Source organism: Streptomyces sp. AM 4-1-1, from assembly GCF_029167625.1.
GTDB lineage: Bacteria > Actinomycetota > Actinomycetes > Streptomycetales > Streptomycetaceae > Streptomyces.
Genome location: NZ_CP119145.1, coordinates 1,932,077 through 1,947,274, shown reverse-complemented (window position 1 = coordinate 1,947,274; position 15,198 = coordinate 1,932,077). Strand labels below are relative to the sequence as shown.

Below are 15,198 nucleotides of genomic sequence, written 5' to 3'. Positions count from 1 at the left end.
AAGACGCCCTCTTGACCCGCAGGTTCCGACAGAGTGAAGGTCGTGCAACCAGGCGCGACGCGCTCGACAGGGAGGGACACCATGGCCTTACGGTTCGTCGGTAAAGATCCCGAGTCCGGAGATCACGGATCACCCGCTGTGTGGGTGGACCAGGAGTCGAAGGATCTTGTGATCCAGGGGTGGACGGCAGACGAGCGGACCACGAGCGAGAGCTCGCGGGATGTGTCGATCCCCGGACACGAGTCGGTGATCAGGGTTCCGAAGCGGATGGTCCCGCTTCTCAGGGAGGCGCTTCGTGTCGCAGAGTCTGACTGACTTCTCTGACCTCATCAGGTCAGTGCGGGAGTCAGCCGTGCATCTTGAGATGCGCGACGGGTACGGCGTGGACAACGAGATCGAAGGCTTCTCCGCATGGAAGCAGGGGCACCGGTTGAACCCGGACGACCGGGCTTCATGGTGGCGTCCCTGGCTTGACCTCGTGCAAGAGGTGACGGCCAAGGGTGTGGTCATCCGACGTGCCCGCATCGTCTCGGAGCCGGTCAGCGATTACATCGCCTTCGAGCACTCGGGCACCTTTACGAACGTAGCGGCCGGAGAGCAGATCCGTTGGCTGCCCCGTCGCAACGCCTCGGACCTTGCCCTGCCGGGCAACGACTTCTGGTTGTTCGACGGCCGTCTTGTCCAGTTCAACGTCTTCGACGGCGTCGGCCGGTGGGTCCACACTGACCAGACGGAAGAGCCTGCCGCAGTTGATCTGTGTGCGTCGGCGTTCGAAGCGGTGTGGGAGCGAGCCATCCCGCACGAGAAGTACGCCGTCTGATTCCTTACGGGTCAGCTCATGCCTTCTTCTCCGCTCTCCAGCGCTCAAGCGGCGCGAGCCGCTGTGGCTGCCCGCTTGCAGGGCCTTATGCAAGACGCTGGCCTGACAGGGCATGAGCTAGCCGCTCGGTGCGGCTGGCACAAGTCGAAGTCATCCCGGATCGCGCGGGGCAAGACGCCACCCTCGGATGCTGACATCCGTGCATGGTGCGCTGCCTGCGGGGCTGACGATCACGCGGCTGATCTGATCGCTGCGTCCCGAAACGCCGAGTCGATGTACGTCGAGTGGCGGCAGATCCATCGCGATGGGATGCGCCGGGTTCATGAGCAGACTGTCCCGCTGTACCAGCGGACCCGCTCCTTTCGTGTCTACGCCTCGAACGTCATGCCGGGGATGCTCCAGACCCCCGGCTACGCGACAGGGCTTCTACGGTCCATCACAGCCTTTCAAGGAACCCCAGACGACGTGGCCGACGCCGTGCAGGCTCGGACCCAACGGTCCCGCGTGATCCGGGAGGGGGATCACCGGTTCGCCCTGGTGCTCGAAGAGACGGTTCTCTACTACCGGGTGAGCGACGATGCCGCCATGGCGGCCCAGCTTGAACACCTGCTCTCGGTGATGGGACAGCCGAACGTATCCCTCGGCATCATCCCCGCCCGCGCCCGCCGCGCCGTCTGGCCGCTCGAAGCCTTCTACGCCTTCGACGATCGACAGGTGGCGGTGGAGACGCTCACCGCAGAGATCAACCTGACCACGCCCGGCGAGATCCGTACGTACCTTCGGGCCTTTTCCGAGCTGTCCCGATCCGCTGTGCGCGGGGCCGGTGCCCGCGCCCTGATCACGAAGGCTCTCGCTGCCCTCGGGTGAATCCGTGCAACCGCGTGCAACAGCGTGGACCCCTCGCAACCCCGCTCCCTACGGTCTCTTCATCGACCTCGGAAGCGGCAGGGAGGGCGCGACGGTGACGAAGACAGAACCCACGCGGTGGCAGGAAGCGCCGGTAGAGCTGCCGATCCGGGAGGAGCGCCCTGCGCCCCGCCCTGTGTCCGGCTGCCCCGAGTGCACGCGGCTCGGTCAGCTCCGGAAGGCGGCCTGGATGGAGCGTGACAGCACCACGGTTGCCGACTGCGACATCCTGCTTCGGATGCACGGGACCGGCCACTGATGGACATGCAGACGTGGAGGGACGCCAGGACGCAGGCGACGGACGCGACGGAATCCATACGCGCGGCACTCGCGCGCTCGGAGTTCCCGAGTCCGCGTGGAGCAGCGTCCGGCCGGTGGTGACGCACAGCGGGCAGGCGTACGTCCATCTCGGGATGATCCGCGCTGATGCGGTCGAGCAGATCGCAGAGGCGCTGCGGGTGCCCTCGACGCCCTGAGTTCTCACAGAATCCTGTCACTGCCGCCCTCCCGGCGGGACAGGTAGTCCCCCGACCGGACAAGGCTTGAACAGGGACAGGGCGTGTCCCGTCTGAGCTGACGTGCTCGGGTTCTCCCCCGGTCCACTCCTTGACTGGAGTGCCGCCCTGAGCGGTGAGGGCATCGCTCAGGACTCAGGGAAGCCGGGGCAGCCACTCCAAGACTTCCGTCCGCTACGGGCGGGGGACGGCCCTCTCTGGGCCGTCAGCAGATCAGGAAGGGCACAACGATGACCGACCTGTACGGGCTCCCCATCGAGGGAGCCGAGTTCTCGAAGGCGTGCGGCGGCAGTACCCACCCCGACGGCGAGGCGTGCGTGACCCTCGCGAAGATCGGGCCGGACGCGTGGGCCATGGGTGACAGCAAGCGCCCGGGCGCCGAGCCGCTGCGCTTCACCACGGCCGAGCTGGACGCGGCGGGTATCGACCCCGCCCGCTTCGACCTCTCCGCCTGATCCACGGCACCACCTGAACTGACGGCCCTGCCCTCACGCCGACGGGCGGGGCCGTCGTCATCTCTCGGAACGGAGCAGCGGTGCACCACCACGGTTACGCATGGGTGGGGGAGAAGAAGACGTTCGACAGGGAGAGCGTCCGTAGACCGGCCGGACAAGCCCCGACCGCGAGCAGCGAGAAGGAGGTACTCGACCGGTACCGAGAAGCCGTGGCCGTGTTCCCGACGACCGACGTGCCCCCGATCCAGACGGCGCACTGGCTGATGAAACCGCCCTCGATGATCCGAGGGACATGGGAGGAACCCAAGGAGGCCGGCGAGTGGCTGGGGCTCCAGCTCGCAGAGTTCGCACCCCGGTTCGCCTCCGAGCAGGATCGTGAAGTGACCAGACTGGTTCTCCTGGTGAAGGGTGCAGTCGAGCGGCTGACGTGGGGAGGAGACGTGTCCCTCGGCCACTACCTGAAGGGCGCTGTCTTCCACTCCGTCGCCCTTGTGACGTGCTCGCCGAACCGCTCTGATCCCGACCTGCCCTGCCCCGCCCGGCAGACCCGCGCATGAGAGCGGCCCCCGGCGTATGCCGAGGGCCTGCCTGCATCCGTGTGCGCCTCTCTCAGGCGCTCTCTCCCAGGTGGCGGTACAACGTGGCACGACCGATTCCCAGGGCCTTCGCGATGGCTGTGACGCTGTCACCCTTGGCGTGCCGGGCACGGGCTACGGCGAGCTTGTCGTCATCCACGACAGAGGGACGCCCCCCGACGTTGCCCTTACGGGCCGCAGCCTCCAACCCCTCCAACGTCTTCTCTCGTATGCCTTCCCGCTCCACCTCTGCACTGACGGCGAGCACGGCGAACACGATGGCACCTGCCCCGTTCGGGTCGTACACACCCTGAAGCGGACCGGACAGGAGTTCCAGTTGGATGCCGTCCGCCTGAAGGGTGGAAGACAGCGTCATCAGCTCTGCCGCACTGCGGGCAGGACGCTTCATCTCGACCACGGTCAGGATGACCGGCTGATTCGGTGCGGCTGCCTTGATCTCCCGGGCCAGGGCGAGCGCCTTCTCAAGCTCCGGCCGCTCCTTCACACGGGTGCTGATCTTCTCCGAGAAGACGCGGGTGCAGTCGGCACGGGCAAGCATGGCCAACTGGGACTGAAGTTCCTGTCCAACGGTGGAGCACCGTGCGTAGCCCAGCCGGATCGCTGCACTCGGTATCGCGTCGGGTACCTGTGTGACAGGAGCGCCCTGTGTCCGCGCCTTACCGGGGTTTCGGTCGGCCGGAGTCTTCACGGTCAGTTCCGCCTTGAGCGCGGGCACCAGGGCGAAGCGGCCCGTGTGGTAATTCGCTGCCACCTTGCCCGTGGTCGTCGGCGGGGCGTTCCCCGGGTCCGCCACGGTCCCGGGGAACCCGGGAGCGGGCCTGCGCGTACTCTGGGTAGTACAACGACTGTCCCCAGCGCGGCGCCCGAATCGGAGATCTCCCCGCACCCGCGGGGGTGAGCCCGGAGCGGACACCCCGGGGCCACCCGTATTCCGAGGGCGGCGTGCCACCGCGTCCGCTCCGCACCGAGGAGAAGAACCACTGGGCAAGCGACAGCCCGAAGGCCCGCCGCCCGCACCGACGGTGCAGCGCATCCGACTGCGCTACACCAAGCGGGGCCGCCTCCGGTTCACCAGTCACCGCGACTTCCAGCGCGCCTTCGAGCGGGCGCTGCGCCGCGCCGAGGTGCCGATGGCGTACTCGGCGGGCTTCACCCCGCACCCGAAGGTGTCGTACGCCAATGCCGCTCCCACCGGCACGGGCAGTGAGGCCGAGTTTCTGGAGATGGCCCTCACCGAGGCGCGGGACCCCGACACGCTGCGTCAGTTGCTCGACGCGTCGCTGCCGGACGGCCTCGACATCACCGACGCCGTCGAGGCCCGCACCTCGGGTCTCGCCGACCGGCTGACCGCTTCCGTCTGGGAGCTGCGGCTGGACGGGGTCACGGTCGAGGACGCGGAGAAGGCCGTGTCCGGCTTCCTCGAAGCCGGGACCGTCGAGGTCCAGCGCCGTACGAAGAACGGCGTGCGGACCTTCGACGCCAGGGCCGCCGTGGTGGCCCTGGAGGCCGGTGGACCGGACTCCGCGACGCTCCCCGGTGGCGCCGGTACGACCGGTGCCCCGCTCGTCAATAGGCCCGGGGACAAGCCCTGTGCGATACTGCGGCTGGTTGTTCGGCACGTGACACCTGCCGTGCGACCCGACGACGTCCTGTCCGGTCTCCGAGCTGTGGCCGACCTGGCGCCGCCGGTCCCCGCAGCGGTGACCAGGCTGGCGCAGGGGCTCTTCGACGAGGAGACCGGCACGGTGACCGACCCGCTCGCGCCTGACCGCGAGGCAGCCCCGGCCGCGCTACCCACGGCCACCGGGACCGCCGTCGCGACGGCGTCGGCAGGTGCGGGTTCCGCGTAAGGCGGTCGTTGTAGCGCAGCCCCCGGACTCGGGAGCCACCTGGGTCGGGCCGCGCACTGACCAGAAGACTTTCGCCAGGCCGCACGTACATCGCGTACGGAACCGGCGAGCCAGACATTCAGCTCCCGTGCGGCGCCCGCGCCCCGGACGGCGGTATCGCACCATCACGCGAACCGTGCCGGACCGGAATCAGGCGCGGCGCCCGGGAGCGCGACGGGAGAACCGCCCGCATGCCTCAGCCGAACGAACCCGGTACGACCGGAAACACCGAAGACAACAACGCGCCCGGCGACAAGCTGCCGCCGCGCCGCAGGCGCCGCGCCGCGTCCCGCCCGGCCGGTCCGCCGGGCGGGGGAGCCGCCGACGCCACCACCGAGGACACCGCGCGCGCCGCCTCGGCGGCCGACGCGGAGGCGGCCGACGCCACCGCCGGGACCGATGTGGTGCCCGCCACCCCGGCGCGCACCCGCCGCCGGGCCGTCCGCAAGGCGACCGCCCCGGCCGGTGCTCCGGAGACCGCCGAGGCCGTCGAGGTGGTGGAGCCCGCGACGGGTTCCGCCCCGGCCCCCGGGGAGGCCCCCGTGGAATCGGCGCCGGCGGTCGAGAGCACCGATGCGGAACCGGCCGCCGCGCCGCGTGCGCGTCGGCGCGCGGTCCGCAAGGCGACCGCCCCGGCGGGCGCGCCCCGTACCGAGGACGCCGCCGAGGCTCCCGGCACGGCTGTGTCTCCTGAGGCTGCCGCGTCCCCCGAGGCCGAGGTCGAGCCGCCGCGTACCCGCCGTCGGGCGTCCCGCAAGGCGACCGCCCCGGCCACCGGTGTCGAGGCCGGCACGGCCTCGCAGGCCGCCGAGATCGAGGCCGCCGAAGCCGAGGCGGCCGGACCGGTGGGCGGAGAAGCCGCGGAGACCGCCGCTCCCGCCACCACCGAGGCTCCGCGCGGCCGTGCCCGGCGCAGGGCGTCGGCACCGGCCGGCACCCCGCAGGCCACCGGAGCCGAGCGGTCCGACGAGGCCGCGCGCACCGACGAGGCCGCGCAGGCCCCGGAGCCCGTCGTACAGACCCCTGAGACCGTCGTACAGACCCCTGAGCTCGCCGCGCGGCTCGCCGATGAGCCGCAGCCCGAGCCGCAGCCCGAGTCCGGGACCCCGCGTGGCCGTCGGCGCGCGGTCCGCAAGGCGACCGCCCCGGCGGGCGCCCCGCAGGCCGCCGAGACCCCCGAGACCCCCGCGGTCGTGGAACCCGTGGCCGAGTCCGCCGCGGACACCGCGACCACCGCGAGCGAGGCGCCGGTGGAGACCGCCGACGACGCCGCGCCGCGTGGTGGCCGTCGCCGCAGGGCCACGGCAGCCGCCGGGCGCCCCGAGTTCACCGGCAAGGTCGAGGAGCCGGTACGCGGCCGGCGCGCGACGCGTCCCGCCGTGGCGGTGTTCCAGGCACCGGTCTTCGCCGAGCCGATGTTCCAGACCCCGGAGACCGCTGCCGCCGCCGCTGCCGCCTCGCAGTACGACGACACGTACGAGACCGACGAGGCCGACGAGGCCGAGGAGACCACCGGGACGGCCGCGGCCGAACCCGCCGCCGAGCCCGCCGAGGTCGCCGAGACCGCGCCGCAGGGCGGTTCGCGCCGTCGCCGTCGCCGTCGCGGTGAGTCCGCCGAGCCCGAGCGGGCCGCCGTCCAGGCCGCGCCCGCCGAGGCCGAAGAGCCCGCCGGGCCCGCGGAGGAGGCCGAGTCCGAGACCGACGCCGACCACGAGGGCGACGCCGATCACGAGGGCGACGAGTACGGCGACCGGCCCTCGCGCCGGCGCCGTCGCGGTGGCCGCCGTCGTCGCCGGGGTGACGCCACCGAGGCGGACGACGCCTCGGAGCAGCACGACGAGAGCGCCGACCGGTCCGACGAGTCGCGGGAGAGCGGCCAGGACGGCGGCCACGACTCCGACACCGACGAGGAGTCCGACGACGACAACGAGTCGTCGGCCGGTGGCTCCAGCAGCAGCCGTCGCAGGCGCCGTCGTCGCCGTCGCAGTGGTGACGCGTCGTCGGACGGTGAGAACGGCACCACGGACGACCCCGAGCGCACGGTCGTCAAGGTCCGTGAGCCCCGTGAGCGGCGTGCCAGGGAATCGGCCGACCGCGAGCCCGGCACCGGCTTCGACGAGGTCCAGTCCATCAAGGGTTCCACCCGGATGGAGGCGAAGAAGCAGCGCCGCCGTGAGGGCCGCGAGCAGGGCCGCCGCCGGGTCCCGATCATCACCGAGGCGGAGTTCCTGGCCCGCCGCGAGGCCGTCGAGCGGGTGATGGTCGTCCGCCAGAGCGGCGAGCGCACCCAGATCGGTGTGCTGGAGGACAACGTCCTCGTCGAGCACTACGTCAACAAGGAACAGGCCACCAGCTACGTCGGCAACGTCTACCTGGGCAAGGTGCAGAACGTACTGCCGTCCATGGAGGCCGCCTTCGTCGACATCGGCAAGGGCCGCAACGCCGTCCTGTACGCCGGTGAGGTGAACTTCGAGGCGCTCGGCATGGCCCACGGGCCGCGCCGGATCGAGACCGCGCTGAAGTCCGGCCAGTCGGTCCTCGTACAGGTCACGAAGGACCCGATCGGCCACAAGGGTGCCCGCCTGACCAGCCAGGTCTCGCTGCCCGGCCGCTACCTGGTCTACGTGCCCGAGGGTTCGATGACCGGCATCAGCCGCAAGCTGCCCGACACCGAGCGCGCCCGGCTGAAGACCATCCTGAAGAAGATCGTCCCCGAGGACGCGGGCGTCATCGTGCGCACCGCCGCCGAGGGCGCCAGCGAGGACGAGCTGCGCCGGGACGTCGAGCGTCTCCAGGGGCAGTGGGAGGCGATCCAGAAGAACGCCAAGGGCAGCGGCAGCTCCAACGCGCCGACGCTGCTCTACGGCGAGCCGGACATGACCGTCCGGGTGGTCCGCGACATCTTCAACGAGGACTTCTCGAAGGTCATCGTCAGCGGTGACGAGGCGTGGGAGACCATCCACGGTTACGTCTCGCACGTGGCACCGGACCTCACGGACCGGCTGTCCAGGTGGACCTCCGAGGTCGACGTCTTCGCGACGTACCGGATCGACGAGCAGCTGATGAAGGCGCTGGACCGGAAGGTCTGGCTGCCGAGCGGCGGTTCGCTGGTGATCGACAAGACCGAGGCGATGATCGTCGTCGACGTCAACACCGGGAAGTTCACCGGCCAGGGCGGCAACCTGGAGGAGACCGTCACCAGGAACAACCTGGAGGCGGCCGAGGAGATCGTGCGTCAGCTGCGGCTGCGCGACCTCGGTGGCATCGTCGTCATCGACTTCATCGACATGGTGCTGGAGTCCAACCGGGATCTGGTGCTGCGGCGCCTGCTGGAGTGCCTGGGCCGCGACCGCACGAAGCACCAGGTCGCCGAGGTCACCTCGCTGGGCCTGGTCCAGATGACCCGCAAGCGGGTGGGCCAGGGGTTGCTGGAGTCGTTCTCCGAGACCTGTGTCCACTGCAACGGGCGCGGTGTGATCGTGCACATGGAGCAGCCGACCTCGGTCGGCGGTGGCGGCGGTGGCAAGCGGGCCAAGAAGCGTCGCGGCTCCGGTCAGGACCACGACCACGACCACGAGTACACGACGGAGACAGTGACCGAGCCGGAGTCGGAGGGCGAGGCCGAGTCGGCCGCCGAGGCGCCCGCCCCGGTGGCGTCGTCCGAGCCGGAGTTCGTACCCGACGAGGACCTGTACAGCAGCCCGGCCGAGGCCGAGGCCGCCGCCACGCGCGGTCGCGGCCGACGTCGGGCGTCCCGCAAGGCGTCGGCTCCGGCCGGTGCTCCGGGCGCCGGACGGTCCTCCGCCGCCGAGCCGCGGCAGGACGAGGCGGCGCCGGACGTCGAGACGGTCGTGGAGACGGTGGTCGAGACGCCCGTCGTCGAGGCACCGTTCGTCGCCGAACCGGCCGAGGCCGTCGAGGTCATCGAGGCCCCGGCGCCCGAGACGCCCGAGCCCGAGGCGGCCCCGGCCCCCCAGGGCCGTACCCGGCGCCGGGCGACCCGTAAGGCGACCGCCCCCGCGGGTTCGCCGAAGTCGGCGGACTCGCCGGCTCCGGCCGCCGAGTTCGTCGAGTCCGTGGAGGAGCCGGTGTCCGCCCAGGACCCGGTCGCCGCCGAGGACCCGGTGGCCCCGACGCCGCAGCCCGAGGCCGAGCCCGTCGAGGTGACCGCTCCGGCGGCCCCGCCGCGCGCCCGGCGCCGGGCGACCCGTAAGGCCACCGCCCCCGCGGGTTCGCCCGCGGGATCGGACGCCGCCGAGGTCGTCGTGGTGACCGGTCCGGCGGACGCCGGGGCAGGTACCGAATCCGGTGCCGCTCCCGCCGAGGGGACGGAGGCCCCGGCGACCGCGGAGGCGTCCGAGGCACCGGAAGCCGCCGAGGCACCGGTCAAGAAGGCGGTCCGCAAGACGGCCGCCAAGAAGGCGCCCGCCAAGAAGACCGCCGCGAAGAAGACCACGGCGGCCAAGAAGACCGCCGCGAAGAAGACGACGGCCAAGAAGGCGACGGCGAAGAAGACGTCCGCCGCCGAGCAGCCCTCGACGCCTTCCGTGACGGCGTCCGCGCAGTCCGCGGGAGAGGGACCGGCCGACAACTGAAGAATGAGTGACGAGTAGTCTGACGAAACGTGTCCCACTCTGGTGAGCCAGGGTGGGACACGTGTTCTGTTTCAGAATCGATGCATGAGCTTGTCAACAGACCCGAAATCGCCTAAGAAATCCCTGATAATGTGACGGCGTTCGCTGTCCTGTGAGGGGTTTCCACCTCGAAATCAGGGTGGTGACGGGGCCCGGTTCGGGACCAGACCGGCCCCAGAATCCTCGGTAGGGCGTCGGCATTGCGCCGGAGGGGTACGCGCGGCCTCGTAAGACGTCCCGCATCCCTGATCTCTGCCTGTAAAGAGCTCTTGCGGTGTTCAAGGAGGACGTCCATGACGAGCATCAACGAGCAGCCGATTCCTGCTGCCCGCCCGGTCATCGGTGAAGAAGAGATCGAGGCCGTCGTACGAGTGATGCGCAGCGGTCGCGTCGTACAGGGCCCGGAGGTGGCGGCCTTCGAGGAGGGCTTCTCGGAGCTGGTCGACGGCCGGCACTGTGTCGCGGTGAACTCGGGCACATCCGCGCTCCACCTGCTGCTGCTCGCCCTGGGCATCGGCCCCGGCGACGAGGTCATCGTCCCGTCGTTCTCGTTCGCCGCCTCGGCGAACGCGGTGCGTCTGGTCGGCGCCGACGCCGTCTTCGCCGACATCGAGCCCGGCAGCTTCGGCCTCGACCCGGCAGCCGTCGAGGCCGCGATCACACCGCGTACCGTCGCGATCATGCCGGTGCACCTCTACGGCCACCCCGCCGCGATGGACAAGCTCATGCCCATCGCCGAGAAGCACAAGCTCGCCGTCGTCGAGGACGCCTGCCAGGCGCACGCGGCGGCGCTGAACGGCACCCCGGTCGGCGCCTTCGGCGCGGGTGGCACCTTCAGCTTCTACCCGACCAAGAACATGCACTCCCTCGAAGGCGGCATGGTCTCCACCGCCGACGCCGAGCTGGCCCGCACCCTGCGGCTGCTGCGCAACCAGGGCATGGAGCAGCGGTACGCCAACGAGATCGTCGGCGCCAACATGCGCATGACGGACGTGTCCGCCGCCGTCGGCCGCGTACAGCTGGCCAAGGTCGGCGGCTGGACCGAGCAGCGCCGCGCCAACGCCGCCTACCTCGACGCGCACATCACCGCGCCGAACGTCATCACGCCGCCGGTCGCCGAGGGCGCGCACCACATCTACCACCAGTACACGATCCGGGTGCGCGGTGACCGCGAGGCCGCGATGGCCAAGCTCACCGAGGCGGGCATCGGCAACGCCGTGTACTACCCGACGCCGATCCACCGGCTGAAGCCCTACTGGGAGCCGGACCAGAAGGCCGGCCGCACCTGGGACCTGCCGGAGACCGAGCGGGCCGCCGCCGAGGTCGTGTCGCTGCCCGTCCACCCGTCGCTCGGCGAGGGTGACCTGGAACGCATCGCGAACGCCGTGAACGCGCTGGGAGAGAACCTGTGACCGCCACCGGACTGCGTGCCGGACTCGTCGGCCTCGGCTCGATGGGGCGCCACCACGCCCGCGTCCTCGCCGGTCTCGACAACGTCACCCTCGTCGGCGTCGTCGACCCGATGGGGGACAAGAACGGCTGGGCGCAGGGCGCCCCCGTGCTGTCGACCGTCGAGGAGCTCATCGGGCTGGGCGTCGACTACGCCGTCGTGGCCTGCCCGACCGCGCTGCACGAGGAAGTCGGCCTCAAGCTGGCCGACGCCGGGATCTGCGCTCTCGTCGAGAAGCCGCTCGCGGACACCGTCGAGGGCGCCCGCCGTCTCGTCGAGGCGTTCGAGTCGCGCGGCCTGGTGGCCGGGGTCGGCCACATCGAGCGCTGCAACCCGGCGCTGCGCTCGCTGCGCGCCCGACTGGAGGCCGGCGAACTCGGCGACGTGTACCAGGTGGTGACGCGCCGCCAGGGACCGTTCCCGCACCGGATCGCCGACGTCGGCGTGGTCAAGGACCTCGCCACCCACGACATCGACCTGACCGGCTGGGTCACCGGCGAGGCGTACACGTCGATCGCCGCCCGCACGGTGTCCAAGTCCGGCCGCCCGCACGAGGACATGGTCTCCGCGGTCGGACAGCTCACCGGCGGCACCATGGTCAACCACCTGGTGAACTGGCTGAGCCCGCTCAAGGAGCGGTTCACCTCCGTCACCGGCGAGCGCGGCTGCTTCGTCGCGGACACCCTCACCGCCGACCTGACGTTCCACTCGAACGCCGCGGTCACCACCGAGTGGGAGGCGCTGCGCGCCTTCCGCGGTGTCTCCGAGGGCGACATGATCCGCTACGCGATCCCGAAGCGCGAGCCGCTGCTCGTCGAGCACGAGCTGTTCCGTGACGCCGTGCTCGGCAAGACGGACGACATCTGCACCCTGCGCCAGGGGCTGCGCACGGTCGAGGTCGCCGCGGCCGTGCTGGAGTCCGCCTCGACCGGCCGCGCGGTGTTCCTGGACGACAGAGAGACATCGCCAGAGGGTGTGGCAAGTTGACTGAACCCGCTGTCACCGTTGTCGTAGCCGTGTACAACACCATGCCCTATCTCACCGAGTGCCTGAACTCGCTCGTGGGGCAGAGCATCGGTCTCGACCGGCTCGAAATCGTTGCCGTGGACGACGGATCCACCGATGACAGCGGTCAGGAACTGGACCGCTTCGCGGCCCGCTACCCCGGCACGGTCAAGGTGATCCACCAGGCGAACTCCGGTGGCCCCGCCGCGCCGAGCAACCGTGCCCTGGAGGAGGCCACCGGTCGATACGTGTACTTCATCGGCTCCGACGACTACCTCGGCGAGGAAGCGCTGGAGCGGATGGTCGCCTGCGCGGACGAGCACCAGTCCGACGTGGTCGTCGGCAAGATGGTCGGCACCAACGGCCGCTACGTCCACCAGGCGCTGTACAAGAAGAACGACCCGGACATCAGCCTGTACGACTCGGCGCTGCCGTTCACGCTGGCAAACACCAAGCTCTTCCGTCGTGAGCTGGTGGAGAAGTACGGGCTGCGCTTCCCCGAGCACCTGCCGGTCGGCAGCGACCAGCCGTTCACCATCGAGGCGTGCGTCCGGGCCCGGAAGATCTCGGTGCTCGCCGACTACACGTACTACTACGCGGTCAAGCGCGGCGACGCGAGCAACATCACCTACCGCGCGGACCACCTGGCGCGGCTGCGGTGCACCGCGGAGATCATGCGGCACGCGGCCGAGCTGATCGAGGCCGGGCCGAAGCGCGACGCCGTCTTCAAACGGCACTTCGACTGGGAGCTCTCGAAGCTTCTCCTGGACGATTTCCCCGCTCTCGACCCGGCGGTCCGGCGCGAGGTCTGCGCGGGCATAGCGGCGCTGATGGACGAGTACTTCACGGACGGCCTGCGGGACGCGACCGCCGTGACCCGCCGGGTACGGTTCGGCCTCGCCCGGTGCGGCGCCGTCGACGAACTCTGCCGTGCCATCACGGAGGAGGCCGAGCACGGCGCACCGCCCTTCCTCCTGGAGGGCGACCGCGCCTTCGCGCCCTACCCCGGCTTCCGGGACAGCGCCATCGGCCTGCCCGACCGCTACTTCGAGGTCATCGGCGAAGCGGTCCCCGGGCGGCTCGCGAAACACGCCGAGCTGGAGTCCGCCGAGTGGGTGCAGCAGGGGCACGACCTGTCGCTCGCCCTGGCGGTCCGGATCGGGATCACCGGGGACACGGCGTCGGCCGTGATCGGCCTGGCCCCGAAGGCGATGCCCAAGGGCGCGGAGAAGACGGGCGGCCGCAGGCTGCCCGTGGGAACCGAACGCCCCCCCGTCGTGGGTGAGTTCACCAGAGAGACCGTCCAGGACGGTACGCGGACCCTGGTGCGCGCCCGCATCCCGGTCCAGCCCGTCAAGGCCAGATGCGCCGTACGGGTCTACGTCGACCTGGCGGGCTCGACGTACGAGATCGCCGTCAGGACCGGCGGGCTGCCGCTGCCGCTGGCACGCCGCTGGGGAGCCGTGATCCCCTACCGCGTCGCGGCACACGCGAATCCGAAGGGCCGGATGGTCGTCGTCACGGGGCCCCTCTGGGCCTCCGAACGCCGTACGGGCTCCCGGCTGCGCCATCTGCTGTCCCGGTTGACGAAGAAAGTGACCCGATGAATATCTGTGTAGTCGCACTCGGCAAGATCGGCCTCCCGCTCGCCGTGCAGTTCGCCGCGAAGGGCCACCGCGTCATCGGCGCGGACGTCAACGCCAAGGTCGTCGACCTGGTCAACGCGGCCACCGAGCCCTTCCCCGGCGAGCACGACCTGGACGTCAAGCTGAAGGAGACCGTCGGCGCGGGTCTGCTCTCCGCGACGACGGACACCACCGCCGCCGTCGCCGCGTCCGACGCCGTCGTGGTCGTCGTACCGCTGTTCGTGGACGCCGACGGCACTCCCGACTTCGGCTGGATGGACTCCGCCACCAAGGCGATCGCCGCCGGTCTGAAGCCGGGCACCCTCGTCAGTTACGAGACCACGCTGCCCGTCGGTACCACCCGTACCCGCTGGGCGCCGATGCTCGCCGAGGGTTCGGGGCTCACCCCGGGCGAGGACTTCCACCTGGTCTTCTCCCCGGAGCGGGTGCTCACCGGCCGGGTCTTCGCCGACCTGCGCCGCTACCCCAAGCTCGTCGGTGGCATCGACGAGGCGTCGACGCGTCGCGGTGTCGAGTTCTACGAGGCGGTGCTCGACTTCGACGCCCGTGACGACCTGCCCCGGCCGAACGGCGTCTGGGACCTCGGCACCGCCGAGGCGTCCGAGCTCGCCAAGCTCGCCGAGACCACCTACCGCGACGTCAACATCGGCCTGGCCAACCAGTTCGCCCGGTTCGCCGACCAGAACGACATCGACGTCAAGAAGGTCATCGAGGCCTGCAACAGCCAGCCGTACAGCCACATCCACCAGCCCGGCATCGCCGTCGGCGGGCACTGCATCCCGATCTACCCGCGGATGTACCTCTGGAACGACCCGGAGGCGACCGTCGTGCGCTCGGCCCGTGAGGCCAACGCCGCGATGCCCGCGTACGCCGTCGACCTGCTGGCCGCCGCCTACGGCGACCTCGACGGGGTCGGTGTGCTGGTGCTGGGCGCCGCCTACCGCGGCGGCGTCAAGGAGACCGCGTTCTCCGGCGTCTTCGGAGTGGTCGAGGCGCTCAAGGCGCGCGGCGCGGTGCCGTTCGTGTCCGACCCGATGTACACGGCCGAGGAGCTGACCGCGCACGGTCTCGTCCCGCACGTCGACCAGGCCGTCACCGCCGCCATCCTTCAGGCCGACCACGCCGAGTACCGCGAGCTCGCCGCCACCGACCTGCCGGACGTCCGGGTCCTGGTCGACGGCCGACGCACCACGGACCCGGCCAACTGGGTGGGCGTCCGCCGCGTTGTCATCGGTGGCTGATCCGAAGATGCTCGGTACCACCCAGTTCGTTTTTATAAGGA

11 protein-coding genes are annotated in these 15,198 nt (G+C 70.7%); 10 read left to right on the top strand and 1 reads right to left on the bottom strand.

Annotation, left to right across the window (positions count from 1 at the left end):
- Positions 1-295 precede the first annotated feature (295 nt).
- From PZB75_RS08185 to PZB75_RS08170, 4 genes are all read left to right on the top strand, one after another.
- On the top strand, positions 296-820 hold the full coding sequence (locus PZB75_RS08185; protein ID WP_275534629.1) for a DUF6879 family protein: 525 nt from the start codon (positions 296-298) through the stop codon (positions 818-820).
- An 18-nt stretch (positions 821-838) separates the two neighbouring features.
- Complete coding sequence (locus tag PZB75_RS08180) at positions 839-1,687, top strand: helix-turn-helix transcriptional regulator (protein ID WP_275534628.1); 849 nt, start codon at positions 839-841, stop codon at positions 1,685-1,687.
- A 784-nt stretch (positions 1,688-2,471) separates the two neighbouring features.
- A complete protein-coding gene (locus PZB75_RS08175; RefSeq protein WP_100107149.1) occupies positions 2,472-2,696 on the top strand; it encodes a DUF397 domain-containing protein in 225 nt (74 codons plus the stop codon).
- Between the two features lie 80 nt (positions 2,697-2,776).
- Positions 2,777-3,253: a hypothetical protein gene (locus PZB75_RS08170; protein WP_275534627.1), complete on the top strand. Its 477-nt coding sequence runs from the start codon at positions 2,777-2,779 to the stop codon at positions 3,251-3,253.
- Positions 3,254-3,305: 52 nt separating this feature from the next.
- On the opposite strand, the gene PZB75_RS08165 is transcribed toward PZB75_RS08170, so the two are convergent.
- A complete protein-coding gene (locus PZB75_RS08165) occupies positions 3,306-4,007 on the bottom strand; it encodes a recombinase family protein (RefSeq protein WP_275534626.1) in 702 nt (233 codons plus the stop codon).
- A 307-nt stretch (positions 4,008-4,314) separates the two neighbouring features.
- Here PZB75_RS08165 and PZB75_RS08160 point away from each other — a divergent pair, with 307 nt between their 5' ends.
- From PZB75_RS08160 to PZB75_RS08135, 6 genes are all read left to right on the top strand, one after another.
- Entirely contained in the window at positions 4,315-5,142 is an 828-nt protein-coding gene (locus PZB75_RS08160) for a TIGR03936 family radical SAM-associated protein (protein ID WP_275534625.1), read from the top strand.
- A 230-nt stretch (positions 5,143-5,372) separates the two neighbouring features.
- Positions 5,373-9,776: an Rne/Rng family ribonuclease gene (locus tag PZB75_RS08155; protein ID WP_275534624.1), complete on the top strand. Its 4,404-nt coding sequence runs from the start codon at positions 5,373-5,375 to the stop codon at positions 9,774-9,776.
- A 332-nt stretch (positions 9,777-10,108) separates the two neighbouring features.
- Positions 10,109-11,227, top strand: a complete 1,119-nt coding sequence (locus tag PZB75_RS08150) for a DegT/DnrJ/EryC1/StrS family aminotransferase (RefSeq protein ID WP_275534623.1) — start codon at positions 10,109-10,111, stop codon at positions 11,225-11,227.
- Positions 11,224-12,252: a Gfo/Idh/MocA family oxidoreductase gene (locus PZB75_RS08145; RefSeq protein WP_275534622.1), complete on the top strand. Its 1,029-nt coding sequence runs from the start codon at positions 11,224-11,226 to the stop codon at positions 12,250-12,252. The genes PZB75_RS08150 and PZB75_RS08145 overlap by 4 nt, the downstream gene beginning before the upstream one ends.
- Complete coding sequence (locus PZB75_RS08140; RefSeq protein ID WP_275534621.1) at positions 12,249-13,877, top strand: glycosyltransferase family 2 protein; 1,629 nt, start codon at positions 12,249-12,251, stop codon at positions 13,875-13,877. Before PZB75_RS08145 ends, PZB75_RS08140 begins: the two co-directional genes overlap by 4 nt.
- The gene (locus PZB75_RS08135) at positions 13,874-15,157 is read left to right on the top strand and encodes a nucleotide sugar dehydrogenase (protein WP_275534620.1); all 1,284 of its coding nucleotides are present in this window, start codon (positions 13,874-13,876) and stop codon (positions 15,155-15,157) included. Before PZB75_RS08140 ends, PZB75_RS08135 begins: the two co-directional genes overlap by 4 nt.
- Positions 15,158-15,198 lie beyond the last annotated feature (41 nt).

What these genes read in the sequence shown, in the direction of transcription:
- PZB75_RS08180 (WP_275534628.1), top strand. Translation starts at nt 839, where the DNA reads ATGCCTTCTTCTCCGCTCTCCAGCGCTCAAGCGGCGCGAGCCGCTGTG.
- PZB75_RS08175 (WP_100107149.1), top strand. Translation starts at nt 2,472, where the DNA reads ATGACCGACCTGTACGGGCTCCCCATCGAGGGAGCCGAGTTCTCGAAG.
- PZB75_RS08155 (WP_275534624.1), top strand. Translation starts at nt 5,373, where the DNA reads ATGCCTCAGCCGAACGAACCCGGTACGACCGGAAACACCGAAGACAAC.
- PZB75_RS08150 (WP_275534623.1), top strand. Translation starts at nt 10,109, where the DNA reads ATGACGAGCATCAACGAGCAGCCGATTCCTGCTGCCCGCCCGGTCATC.
- PZB75_RS08135 (WP_275534620.1), top strand. Translation starts at nt 13,874, where the DNA reads ATGAATATCTGTGTAGTCGCACTCGGCAAGATCGGCCTCCCGCTCGCC.